Annotated in this window: 10 protein-coding genes; 4 read left to right on the top strand and 6 right to left on the bottom strand. The window is 58.1% G+C overall.

Annotation, left to right across the window (positions count from 1 at the left end):
- Positions 1-24: 24 nt before the first annotated feature.
- A complete protein-coding gene (gene secA / locus ALP8811_RS14560) occupies positions 25-2,697 on the bottom strand; it encodes a preprotein translocase subunit SecA (protein ID WP_108857982.1) in 2,673 nt (890 codons plus the stop codon).
- Positions 2,698-2,876: 179 nt separating this feature from the next.
- On the opposite strand from secA, the gene ALP8811_RS14565 reads away from it, so the two are divergent.
- The 4 genes from ALP8811_RS14565 (at position 2,877) to ALP8811_RS16405 (ending at position 5,687) form a co-directional block, all read left to right on the top strand.
- Positions 2,877-3,755 (top strand): peptidylprolyl isomerase, encoded by an 879-nt coding sequence (locus ALP8811_RS14565; RefSeq protein ID WP_108857983.1) that lies wholly within the window; start codon positions 2,877-2,879, stop codon positions 3,753-3,755.
- Positions 3,756-3,770: 15 nt separating this feature from the next.
- Positions 3,771-5,072: a bifunctional glutamate N-acetyltransferase/amino-acid acetyltransferase ArgJ gene (gene argJ, locus ALP8811_RS14570; protein ID WP_108857984.1), complete on the top strand. Its 1,302-nt coding sequence runs from the start codon at positions 3,771-3,773 to the stop codon at positions 5,070-5,072.
- Positions 5,069-5,467 carry an 8-oxo-dGTP diphosphatase MutT gene (gene mutT, locus ALP8811_RS14575; RefSeq protein ID WP_108857985.1) on the top strand — a complete coding sequence of 133 codons (399 nt, stop codon included), beginning with the start codon at positions 5,069-5,071 and terminating at the stop codon, positions 5,465-5,467. Before argJ ends, mutT begins: the two co-directional genes overlap by 4 nt.
- Positions 5,468-5,546: 79 nt before the next feature.
- On the top strand, positions 5,547-5,687 hold the full coding sequence (locus ALP8811_RS16405; protein WP_181363782.1) for a hypothetical protein: 141 nt from the start codon (positions 5,547-5,549) through the stop codon (positions 5,685-5,687).
- 75 nt (positions 5,688-5,762) lie between these two features.
- On the opposite strand, the gene infB is transcribed toward ALP8811_RS16405, so the two are convergent.
- The 5 genes from infB to ALP8811_RS14600 form a co-directional block, all read right to left on the bottom strand.
- Positions 5,763-8,258 carry a translation initiation factor IF-2 gene (infB, locus tag ALP8811_RS14580; RefSeq protein WP_108857986.1) on the bottom strand — a complete coding sequence of 832 codons (2,496 nt, stop codon included), beginning with the start codon at positions 8,256-8,258 and terminating at the stop codon, positions 5,763-5,765.
- The gene (locus ALP8811_RS14585; RefSeq protein ID WP_108857987.1) at positions 8,255-8,893 is read right to left on the bottom strand and encodes an RNA-binding protein; all 639 of its coding nucleotides are present in this window, start codon (positions 8,891-8,893) and stop codon (positions 8,255-8,257) included. The genes infB and ALP8811_RS14585 overlap by 4 nt, the downstream gene beginning before the upstream one ends.
- 23 nt (positions 8,894-8,916) lie before the next feature.
- The gene (gene nusA, locus ALP8811_RS14590; protein WP_108857988.1) at positions 8,917-10,542 is read right to left on the bottom strand and encodes a transcription termination factor NusA; all 1,626 of its coding nucleotides are present in this window, start codon (positions 10,540-10,542) and stop codon (positions 8,917-8,919) included.
- A 2-nt stretch (positions 10,543-10,544) separates the two neighbouring features.
- Positions 10,545-11,129 (bottom strand): ribosome maturation factor RimP, encoded by a 585-nt coding sequence (gene rimP / locus ALP8811_RS14595; RefSeq protein WP_108857989.1) that lies wholly within the window; start codon positions 11,127-11,129, stop codon positions 10,545-10,547.
- Between the two features lie 127 nt (positions 11,130-11,256).
- Positions 11,257-11,871 (bottom strand): class I SAM-dependent methyltransferase, encoded by a 615-nt coding sequence (locus ALP8811_RS14600; RefSeq protein WP_108857990.1) that lies wholly within the window; start codon positions 11,869-11,871, stop codon positions 11,257-11,259.
- Positions 11,872-11,907: the final 36 nt, after the last annotated feature.

Consider the following 11,907-nt stretch of genomic DNA (forward strand, 5'->3'; position numbering starts at 1 on the left):
CGCCACACAGCGACGCGACGCCGTTTAGGCCAGCCTGCCGTGGCAGTGCTTGAACTTCTTGCCAGACCCACAAGGGCAGGGGTCGTTGCGCGACGGTTTACCCCAAGTGGTGGGGTCGCTTTCGTCAAAGCCTTCCGCGGCGTTCTCGGACACCTCGGCGGCTTGTGCCAACGCCTGCTGCTGTTGAAGCATTTGCTGCATCATGGCCTGCTGCTCTTCTTCCGACATCGGACGGATCTGAGACAGTTTCTTAGTCACGTCAGACCGCAGACCATCCAGCAGACTTTCAAACAGCTGGAAGGCTTCCGTCTTGTATTCGTTCAACGGATCGCGCTGCGCATAGCCACGGAACCCAACAACCGAGCGCAGGTGATCCAGCGTCAGCAGGTGTTCACGCCACTTCGAGTCGATCGTTTGCAGGATCAACTGCTTTTCGATCGAGCGCATGGTCTCGGGTCCGAAATCAACGGCTTTCTTGGCCATGAACGCATCCGAGGCATCATACAGGCGTTCGCGGATCAGATCGTCATCCACACCTTCCTCGGCGGCCCAATCTACGATGGGCTCTTCAAAGCCAAGATCCTCGATCACAGCGGCCTGAAGACCATGGGTGTCCCATTGATCCGCATAGGTTTTCGGCGGCATATACTGATCGACCAGATCGTCGATCACCTGATGGCGCATGTCGCCAGCAATCTCGGACAGATCTTCGGCTTCCATAATCTCCAGACGCTGACCAAAGATCGCTTTACGCTGATCGTTCATCACGTCATCGAATTTCAGAAGCTGCTTACGAATGTCAAAGTTGCGGCCTTCGACTTTTGCCTGCGCACGCTCTAGCGATTTGTTCACCCACGGGTGCACGATGGCTTCGCCTTCCTGCATGCCAAGTGTCGACAGCACTTTTTCCAACCGTTCCGAGCCGAAAATGCGCATCAAATCGTCTTCCAGCGACAGGAAGAAGGCCGAGCGACCGGGGTCGCCCTGACGGCCAGAACGGCCGCGCAGCTGGTTGTCGATCCGGCGGCTTTCGTGGCGTTCGGTAGCCAGAACAAACAGACCGCCTGCATCTTTCACGGCTTGCTCGTCGGCTTCGTGTTCGGCCTCGATCTTGGCGCGGATGTCATCAGGGTGCGCGTCGGGGTTGGCGGCGATGGCTTCCATCACCTTGAACTCGACATTGCCGCCCAGCTTAATATCGGTACCACGACCAGCCATGTTGGTGGCGATGGTCACTGCGCCCAGCTTGCCGGCATCTGCAACGATCTGCGCCTCGCGTTCGTGCTGGCGGGCGTTCAAGACGTCATGTTTGATCTTGGCTTTGGTCAACAGCTGCGACAGCTCTTCCGACTTCTCGATCGAAGTCGTACCGACCAGAATAGGTTGGCCCTTCTCGTTTGACTCGCGGATTTCTTTGACGATGGCTTCGCTTTTCTCGCGCTGGGTGCGGTAGACGGCGTCATGGTCGTCAATCCGGGCGATGGGGCGGTTGGTGGGCACTTCGACCACGCCAAGGCCATAGATCTCGGCAAATTCTTCGGCTTCAGTCAGCGCTGTACCGGTCATGCCGCCCAGCGTGTTGTACAGGCGGAAATAGTTCTGGAACGTAACTGACGCCAAGGTGACGTTCTCTGGCTGCGTCTTGCAGCCTTCCTTGGCTTCAATCGCCTGATGCAGACCTTCCGACAGACGGCGACCCGCCATCATACGGCCAGTGAATTCATCAATCAGCACCACTTCACCATCGCGAACGATATAGTCCTTGTCGCGTGTGAACAGCTTATGCGCCCGCATACCTTGGTTCATGTGGTGCACGATGGTGGTGCTTTCTGGGTCATAAAGCGACTGACCTTCCGGCAGCAAACCACGGGCGTGCAGAAGCTCTTCCAGGAACTCGTTGCCTTCCTCGGTGAAGGTGGCGCCGCGGGCCTTTTCGTCGATGGTGTAGTGCTCTTCCGTCAGCTCGGGGATCAGCGCATCCACGGTGACATAAAGCTCCGAGCGATCTTCGGACGGACCCGAGATGATCAGCGGAGTCCGCGCCTCGTCGATCAGGATCGAGTCGACCTCGTCCACGATCGCGAAGTTATGGCCACGCTGGGACATGTCCTTCAGCTCGGACTTCATGTTGTCGCGCAGGTAATCAAACCCAAGTTCGTTGTTGGTGGCATAGGTGACGTCGCAGGCATAGGCCTCACGCTTTTCGTCATCGGCCTGGTGGGGATAAACGACACCGGTCGTCATGCCCAAAGCGCCATAAACCTTGCCCATCCATTCCGCGTCACGCTTGGCCAGATAGTCGTTCACGGTGACGATATGCACGCCCTTGCCGGACAGCGCGTTCAGATAGGCTGGGAAGGTCGCCACAAGGGTCTTACCCTCGCCGGTTTTCATTTCGGCAATGTTGCCTTGGTGCAGGAAAATCCCGCCCATCAGCTGCGTGTCAAAGGCCCGCAGACCCAAAGCGCGCTTGGCGGCTTCGCGACAGTTGGCAAATGCCTCGGGCAGAATGGCGTCCAGCTTCTCGCCGCCGGCCACTCGGCTTTTCAATTCTTCGGTCTTGGCGACGATGCCGTCATCCGTCAGGCCGGCGAATTCGTCCTCAAGCGCGTTAATCTTTTCGACGATGGGTCTCGTGGCTTTGATCAAGCGATCATTCGGGGTGCCAAAGACTGCGCGCGCGATTTTTCCAAGCATGTTTTTTGTGCCTCAATGCGGTTTAACGCTGGTTTGACCAGAGGAAACTTGCCCGTCCTGATCCAGCCACCTATCTAAGTGCTCAAGAACCCACGCTCTCAAGCCCCTAGCGATGTAAGCGTCGGGTGTAAAACTGTCAATGTTGCCGGGGAAACCGGCCTGTTTTGAAGGATATTTTTATGATTTATCGCCACGCGGCGGCCTTTGGCTTTGCCCTCTCGCTGACTTTGGGTGCTCCGGCATTCGCGCAGGAAACCGCGACCGACGACGCCATGCCCAAGGTCGAGGTTCAGGCAGACACCGTTTTGGCGACTGTGAACGGAGAACAAATTACCGTTGCGCATGTCATCGCCGCCCGTCAGGGCTTGGCGCAACAGTTTCAGCAATTGCCCGATGACGTTCTGTTTCCGGGTCTGGTCGAGCAGCTGATCCAGCAAACCGTTCTGGGTCAGGCCGTTGATGAGGTCAGCCGCCGGAACGCAGTCATTCTGGAAAACACCCGCCGCGAAATGGCCGCCGCTGAAAAGGTCGACGATATCGTCGCGGATGCGGTAACGGACGAAGCCCTGCAAGCTGCCTATGACGCACAATATGCAGATGCGGAACCGTCGAAAGAGTTCAGCGCAGCGCATATTCTGGTGGCCACCGAAGATGAAGCGAAAGACCTGATCACCAAACTGGAAGGCGGCGCGGACTTTGCCGAGCTGGCGAAAGAGTTTTCGACCGGTCCTTCTGGTCCTGGCGGCGGCGATCTTGGCTGGTTTGGTCCCGGTATGATGGTGAAGCCATTTGAAGACGCCGTTTTCGCGCTTGAGACAGGTGCCGTTTCCGCCCCTGTGCAGACCCAATTCGGTTGGCACGTGGTCAAGCTGAACGACACCCGCATGGTCGGCGCCCCAGAACTGGACGACGTGCGCGCCGAATTGGCCACTCAGATCGAGAATGATGCGGTCGATACAGCCCTGCAGGCGCTTCTGGACGGCGCAACAATTGAACGCACCGAGCTGGAGGGGATCGACCCTGCTGTCTCGCGTGATATGACACTTCTGGACAACTGACCTCAGGGGACAAAGATGGGCAAGACGGCGAAGATCAAAAAGCTGAAAAAGAAGGTATCCAAGCTGAAGGCCAAGCTGGCTGCGGCGCAGGACCACACGCATAAGGTTTCGCCGCTTGCGCCTGCAAGCTTTCCCGACCTTCCCGTGATTGCCGGGGCGCGGTTCTCGGCGGTTAAGGCGGGTGTGAAGTACAAAGATCGGCTGGATGTGATGCTGGCCGAGCTTCAGGCGGGCAGCACTGTGGCTGGTGTGTTCACCAAGTCCGCCACGCGGTCTGCGCCCGTTCTGGATTGTCAGGCAAAACTGGGCGGTGCCTCGGACAAGGGCGCGGCATTCCTGGTCAACGCCGGCAACTCGAACGCCTTCACAGGCGCCACCGGAGACGGATCGGTAGCCGCCATTACCTCGGCGGTTGCGGGTGCGCTGGATGTGCCGCAGGATCGTGTTTTCACCGCCTCGACTGGTGTGATTGGCGAACCACTGCCCCATGATCGCATCACCGCCAAGATCGACGAGCTGAAGGGCCTTTTGGTCCCCGATGCGATGCAGGACGCCGCACAGGCGATCCGAACCACCGACACCTTCCCTAAAGGCGCAAAGGCCGAGGTCAAGATCGGCGACCGGATCGTGCATATCGCAGGGTTTGCCAAGGGCTCGGGCATGATTGCCCCGGATATGGCGACGATGCTGGTGTTCATCTTCACTGATGCAAAAATCGCCCAGGAAGACTTGCAGGCCATGCTGTCCGACCTGAACGAAGACAGCTTCAACGCCATCACCGTTGACAGCGATACCTCGACCTCGGACACGCTGCTTCTGGCGGCGACGGGTGCCTCGGGTGTTGACGTCGATCAGAACAACACTGCCTTCCGGACGGCCTTGAACGACGTGATGCTGGATCTGGCCCATCAGGTCGTGCGCGACGGCGAGGGCGCCACGAAGTTTGTCGAGGTCCGCGTGACCGGTGCGAAATCCGATGCGGAGGCGAAAATTCATGCGCTTTCAATCGCCAACTCACCCTTGGTGAAAACCGCAGTTGCGGGTGAGGATCCCAATTGGGGTCGCGTCGTCATGGCGATCGGCAAGTCCGGCGCCTATGCTGATCGCGATCTTCTAACGATCCGGTTCGGAGATATTCTGGTTGCGGAAAAAGGTTGGGTTTCGCCCGATTATCAGGAAGAGGCTGGCGCGACCTACATGAAGCAGGACGATCTGCTGATCGACGTGGATCTTGGCGTCGGTGACGGCCAAGCAACCGTCTGGACCTGCGACCTGACCCACGCCTACATCCAGATCAACGCGGATTATCGCTCGTGAAAACTATCCTTGTTTCCGCCGTCGCGCTGATTGACCCGGACGGGCGTGTCCTGCTGGCGCAACGCCCCGAGGGCAAATCCATGGCGGGACTGTGGGAGTTTCCGGGCGGCAAGATCGAGCCCGGCGAAACCCCTGAGGCAGCCTTGGTGCGCGAATTGCACGAAGAGCTGGGCATCGACACTTGGTCGTCTTGCCTTGCGCCCCTGTCCTTCGCAAGCCACAGCTATGATGACTTTCATCTGCTGATGCCGCTGTTTGCCTGTCGAAAGTGGAACGGAACACCGACCCCGCGCGAAGGGCAGGTGCTGAAATGGGCGCGCGTGAACCAATTGCGCGACTTTCCGATGCCGCCTGCCGACGTGCCGCTGATCCCGATCCTGCGAGACCTCCTGTAAAGCGCGGAAAGTTTACCCGTGGTTTACCCCAGACATGATATCCTGAACGTGTTCAGAATCCTTATTTTGGAGGAATCTCATGCTCAGAACCATCATGATCGGCAACTACAGCATGGTGCAGGGCAGATACGTTAAGACGCTCTCGGATGGACGTATCGTTGTCCGCGTCGGGCACCGTCTTCATATCGGATGGCCTGTGACTGGCGATATGGCTGCCTGAACCGCCACACTTCTTCCAATAAAAAAGGGGACGAAAAATCGTCCCCTTTTGTAATTTTATCAGGCAGTTAGCGCCTTAGTCCAGCGAACGCTCAACTTCTTCACGTTCGAAGATCTCGATCACGTCGCTTGGGCGGATGTCGTCATAGTTTTCGAACGCCATACCGCATTCCTGACCCGAGATGACTTCTTTGACTTCGTCCTTGAAGCGCTTCAGCGTCTTCAGTGTGCCTTCGTGGATAACCACGTTGTCGCGCAGCAGGCGTACACCAGCCGAACGACGGGCAACGCCTTCGGTAACCAGACAGCCGGCAACCTTGCCAACGCCCGACACTTTGAAGACTTCGCGGATTTCTGCGTAGCCGATGAAGTTCTCGCGAACCTCGGCAGACAACAGACCCGAAGCCGCCGCTTTCACATCATCCACAAGGTCATAGATGACCGAGTAGTAACGGATCTCGACGCCTTTCTGGTTGGCCGAGTTACGGGCCGAAGCGTTCGCACGTACGTTGAAGCCGATAACCGGTGCACCCGACGCTTCCGCCAGACCCACATCGGTTTCAGTGATCGCGCCCACACCATAGTGCAGCACACGAACGCGGACTTCGTCGTTGCCGATCTTGTCCATCGCCTGAACGATGGCTTCGGCGGAACCTTGTACGTCGGCTTTGACCAGAATGGGCAGCTCGGCCACTTCTTTGTCGGCTTTCGCCTTGGCCATCATCTGTTCCAGCGTGGTCGCAGCACCGGCAGCGGCGCGCTTGTCCTTGGCGGCTTGCTCGCGATACTCGGCAATCTCACGTGCCTGAGCCTCGGTATCAACCACGTTCAGAACGTCGCCTGCTTCGGGTGTGCCGTTCAGACCCAGAACCTCGACCGGAACCGAAGGACCTGCTTCTGTCACGCGATCGCCATGATCGTTAACCAACGCGCGGACTTTACCCCACTGCTCGCCGACAACGAAGATGTCGCCTTGCTTCAGCGTACCATTCTGAACCAGAACGGTCGCAACAGGACCACGACCCACATCAAGTTGGGCTTCAATCACGGCACCAGAAGCGGAGCGCGTCGGGTTGGCTTTCAGCTCGAGGATTTCGGACTGCAGCGCAATGGCTTCCAGCAGTTCATCCAGACCAGCACCGGTGATGGCCGAAACTTCGACGTCCTGCACTTCACCCGACATCTTCTCGACGATCACTTCGTGCTGAAGAAGTTCAGCGCGAACTGTATCGGGGTTGGCGTCCGGCTTGTCACATTTGTTGATCGCAACAATCATCGGAACACCAGCAGCCTTGGCGTGGTTGATGGCTTCGATGGTCTGCGGCATGACGCTGTCGTCAGCAGCCACAACCAGAACAACGATATCCGTTACCTGTGCACCACGGGCGCGCATCGAGGTAAATGCCGCGTGGCCGGGCGTATCAAGGAAGCTCAGCTTAGCGCCGCTGTCGGTGGTCACCTGGTAAGCACCGATGTGCTGCGTGATGCCACCAGCTTCGCCGGCGGTCACTTTCGCATCGCGGATCGCATCCAGAAGCGAGGTTTTACCGTGGTCAACGTGGCCCATGATCGTGATGATCGGAGCGCGGTCTTCCAGGTCTTCCTCTTTGTCTTCAACCGAGTCGATCACGTCTTCAACATCCGCATCCGAAACGCGAACGATCTTGTGACCGAATTCTTCAATGATCAGTTCCGCAGTATCAGCGTCGATGGCTTGGTTCTGAGTGACCATCATGCCCATTTTCATGAGCGACTTAACCACATCTGCAACACGTTCAGCCATACGGTTGGCCAGTTCCGAAACGACAATGGCTTCGGGGACCTGAACGTCGCGGATTACCTTTTCCCGCTCGACATTCTCACCCATGGCTTTCTGACGGGCACGTTCTTGCTTACGGCGCATCGAAGCAACCGAGCGCTGGCGACCATCGCCACCACGCATCGCTTGGTTCACAGTCAGCTTGCCCGAACGGCGACCGTCATCGCGGCTGCCTTTGCCACGGTTCTGGCGGTCATTCGCGCCACCACGATCGTCTTTCTTACGCGGGGCGGACGATGTTTTGCCGGGGCCACGCTGTTCAGCCGCCTGTGCCGCAGCCGGATCCGCTGCCGGAGCAGGGGGCGCTTTTGCACGGGTCTTAGCTTCTTCAGCTTCGCGTTTTTTGCGGGTTTCTTCCTCGGCCTTGGCTTTCAGCGCTTCTTCACGCTCGCGCTCGGCGCGTTCCTTGGCTTCGGCTTCTTCGCGACGACGCTTACGCTCTTCTTCGCGTGCTTTTTCTTCAGCAGCACGGGTTACGGCTTCCTCGGCCTCGCGGGCTTTCGCGGCCTGAAGCGCCTTCATGCGGCGTTCCATTTCGGCATCCGAAATCCCGGCGGGACGTCTGCGCGGATCACCACCTGCGGGCGACTTGCCCGAACCACCAGCTGCCGCACCCGGCTTGGGCACGACAACGCGCTTGCGTTTCGTTTCGACCACGACGTTCTTGGTGCGCCCGTGGCTGAAGCTCTGCTTCACCTGGCCGGGGCGGCTTCCGCTTAGGCCAAGGGTCTTTTTGCCGTCATTATCGCTCATCTGGTCTTCGTACCTTTCCGGCGAGCCTTCCCGCCGTCACTATCTTGCACGCGCATCGCTGTCAGTTTCTGGGCTTCCTCTACAACACGAGAGGCCAAACCGCCAGACGCAAGCGCGCCATGTATCACATTTTCACGTCCAAACGCCAAACCCAGCTCGTCGCCGGTTAGACATTCAATAAACCGTCCCTCTTCGCGGGGCGGTCGGAGTTTTGATTTTCCGCGCTCGGACCCATCCGAGGCCTGAATCAAAACGTGGGCCTGATCTTTCACCAGCCAGTCTTTAACTTTCTCATACCCGGCGACCGCTTGCCCCGCTTTGCGCGCCATTGCGATCAGGTGCGTCACCCGATCTACATAGCTACGCTCGAGCAGATCGAGCAGTCCGTCTGGCACGGTAACCGGCTTGCGCGCAGCGCGCGAAAACAGGCCCTTTTTAATCGCCGTTGCAATCGCCGCGCGGTTTGCCGCGACATAGATCCCTCGACCCGGCAGTTTGCCCAACAGGTCAGGCACCGCCATGTCGTCCGGCCCCACCACAAAGCGGATCAACCCCGCCTTTGGCTGAGTTTCACCGGTTACGATGCAACGCCGTTCGGGCTCTTCCGGCCGCTTATTATGTCCACCACGCGTCATGCGTTGCCCTCTGAGACCTGAGATCAGGCCTCGGCCCCTTCTTCAGCGGCTTCTTCGGCTTCTTCGCCTTCAGCAGCTTCTGCTTCCAGTTCAGCCGGATCGACCCAGCCCAGAATGATGCGGGCGGTCATGACCATGTCCTGAGCCTCTTCCAGCGTCATGCCGAACTTCTCAAGCGAGCCATCGTCTTTGACGCGCTCGCCATCCACGGTTGTCCAGCCACCAGCCAGTTCCCAGTCGGCGCAGGTTGCGAAGTCTTCCAGAGACTTCACGCCATCTTCGGCCAAAGCTTCGACCATTTGCGCGGTCAGACCTTCGAAGGCGATCAGGCTGTCTTCGACACCCATTGCACGGGCGTTTTCCAGCGCCTTGGCGGCCTGAGCTTCCAGATGTTCGCGGGCGCGGGTCTGCAGTTCGGTGGCAGTGCCTTCGTCGACACCGTCGATGACCAGCAGTTCGTCCACTTCGACATAGGCGACTTCTTCCAGATTGGTGAAGCCTTCGGACACCAGAAGCTGGGCAAAGAACTCGTCCAGATCCAGAGTCTCCATGAACAGCGCAGTGCGTTCAGCGAACTCTTTCTGACGACGTTCGCTTTCTTCAGCTTCAGTCATGATGTCGATATCAAGGTTCGTCAGCTGCGAGGCCAGACGTACGTTCTGACCGCGACGGCCAATGGCCAGCGACAGCTGCTCATCAGGCACAACGACTTCGATCTTGCCAGCTTCTTCGTCCAGAACAACCTTGGACACTTCAGCAGGCTGAAGCGCATTTACAAGGAAAGTCGGCTGATCTTCATTCCACGGAATGATGTCGATCTTCTCGCCCTGAAGCTCGTTCACGACGGCCTGCACGCGCGAACCACGCATACCAACACAGGCACCAACCGGATCGATCGAGTTGTCATAGGAAATCACGGCAATCTTGGCGCGCGAACCCGGGTCACGGGCAACGGCCTTGATCTCGATGATGTTGTCATAGATCTCGGGCACTTCCATTTTGAAGAGCTCGGCCATGAATTCCGGAGCGGTACGCGACAAGAAGATCTGCGGGCCACGGGCTTCGCGGCGCACATCCTTGATGTAGCAACGGATACGGTCGTTCGGGCGATAGCTTTCGCGGCCGATCTTTTCGTTGCGACGCAGGATGGCTTCGCCAGCGCCCACGTCCACGATAACGTTGCCGTATTCTTCGCGCTTAACCTGACCGTTGATGATGGTGCCGGCACGATCTTTGAACTCTTCGTACTGACGATCACGCTCAGCTTCGCGCACCTTCTGCAAGATCACCTGCTTGGCGGACTGAGCAGCGATACGGCCCATTTCCACCGGCGGGACTTCTTCAACGAAGGTGTCGCCGACAGCCGGGTTTTCCATGTACTGCTTGGCTTGCTCAACAGTGAACTCGGCCTGATAGTTTTCCAGCTCTTCATCCTCAACCACGGTGCGCACGCGGGTGAACGCTGCGCGACCCGTTTTGCGGTCGATCGTGACACGGATGTCCATTTCCGCGCCGTAACGCGACTTGGCTGCACGGGCCAGGCTTTCTTCCATCGCTTCGATGACCAGCGCAGGGTCGATCATCTTTTCGCGGGCAACGGCCTCGGCGGTTTGCAAAAGCTCAAGCTGGTTTGCAGAAGTAATTGCCATGGTCAGTCCTCCTCGGAACCGGTGATTTCTTGAATTTCATCAAATTGAGCTTCGTCGATCTGACCCGCATCTTTGCGCTGACGCAGCGCCTCGCGGACCAGTTCGTCGGTCAGGATCAGCTTGGCGTCGGCCAGCCAGTCAAAATCAAGGCCAATGGTGACCTCTTCGCCCTGGTTCTCGATCTCGATCAGAACCTCGTTTCCTTCCACGCCTGCAAGGTTTCCCTTGAAGCGCTTGCGCCCGTCGATCAGTTCAGACGTCTCGATCTTGGCAACATAGCCCGACCACGCGCTGAAATCTTTCAGGCGGGTCAGCGGGCGGTCGATGCCGGGCGAGCCGACTTCAAGCGCATAGTTCTCTTCAATCGGGTCTTCCACATCAAGGATCGCGCTCAGCGCGGTCGAGATCTGGGCGCAGTCATCAACTTCGATTCCGCCATCAGGACGCTCGGCCATGATCTGCAATGTTGGCGTATTGCCGCCCATCAGGCGCAGACGTACCAATTCGAACCCCATGTCTTCGATCACGGGGCCGACTATTTCGGCCAGACGACGGTCAATCGCGGATTTCGCAACAAGGTTGCTCACTCGCATCTCCAAAACAAAAAAACGGGCCAGCGGGCCCGTCGGAATTTTCCGGTGGAGCTTCGGGGGTGGAGGCCGAAGCGCCGCTGTTGAAAAGGGATATAGGGGAAAGCTGGTGAGTCTGCAACCCTTAGGAGTCAGGCTTCCTTGCGATCAGAAAAAGCGCCGTGATCTTGCCCTCGGGTCGCCAGTCTTCGATGATCTCGAACCCCGCATCCTGCACCATTTCGCGCAGGCCATTTTCGGTGAACCACGCAAGGTGCGGGACCTTGCCCAGCGCCTGACCAATCGGCGCAATGAACTTGAGCCACCAGATACCGCCGACGCAGGTGGTCGAGCTGACAAACAAGCCGCCGGGCTTCAAAGCATCATACATCTTTTCAACCGCCGCATTTGGATCGCTTAATAAATGCAGTGCGGAATGGGCCTGAACCATATCGAAGCTGCCGGGCTCAAGCGGCATATCTTCAACATCAGCGACCTGAAAGCTCAGGTTTGGCGGTCCATCTTTCGCCCGCGCGATTTCGATCATCCGCTCCGAGATATCGACCGCCAGATACTTCGCGACATGCGGGGCATGCAGGATCGCGGTGCTGCCCGTCCCACAGGCGATTTCCAGCACAGACATATCTGAATGAAACAGATCTTGGGTCAGCTTCAGCTTGTGTTCATAAGATGCCATGTCCGAGATCGGTCCCTTGGCATACTTGTCTGCGATCTTGTTCCAGAACTTGGCTTTTTGCATCGATGCGGTCCTTTGTGACGCGCCTTGGCGGGCCAA

This window comes from Aliiroseovarius pelagivivens (assembly GCF_900302485.1).
In the GTDB taxonomy this organism is placed as follows: Bacteria; Pseudomonadota; Alphaproteobacteria; order Rhodobacterales; family Rhodobacteraceae; genus Aliiroseovarius; species Aliiroseovarius pelagivivens.

Coding starts and splice junctions, on each gene's coding strand:
- nusA (WP_108857988.1), bottom strand. CDS start 10,542: ATGGCAATTACTTCTGCAAACCAGCTTGAGCTTTTGCAAACCGCCGAG.
- ALP8811_RS16405 (WP_181363782.1), top strand. CDS start 5,547: ATGCTCAGAACCATCATGATCGGCAACTACAGCATGGTGCAGGGCAGA.
- infB (WP_108857986.1), bottom strand. CDS start 8,258: ATGAGCGATAATGACGGCAAAAAGACCCTTGGCCTAAGCGGAAGCCGC.
- secA (WP_108857982.1), bottom strand. CDS start 2,697: ATGCTTGGAAAAATCGCGCGCGCAGTCTTTGGCACCCCGAATGATCGC.
- ALP8811_RS14585 (WP_108857987.1), bottom strand. CDS start 8,893: ATGACGCGTGGTGGACATAATAAGCGGCCGGAAGAGCCCGAACGGCGT.
- ALP8811_RS14565 (WP_108857983.1), top strand. CDS start 2,877: ATGATTTATCGCCACGCGGCGGCCTTTGGCTTTGCCCTCTCGCTGACT.
- argJ (WP_108857984.1), top strand. CDS start 3,771: ATGGGCAAGACGGCGAAGATCAAAAAGCTGAAAAAGAAGGTATCCAAG.
- ALP8811_RS14600 (WP_108857990.1), bottom strand. CDS start 11,871: ATGCAAAAAGCCAAGTTCTGGAACAAGATCGCAGACAAGTATGCCAAG.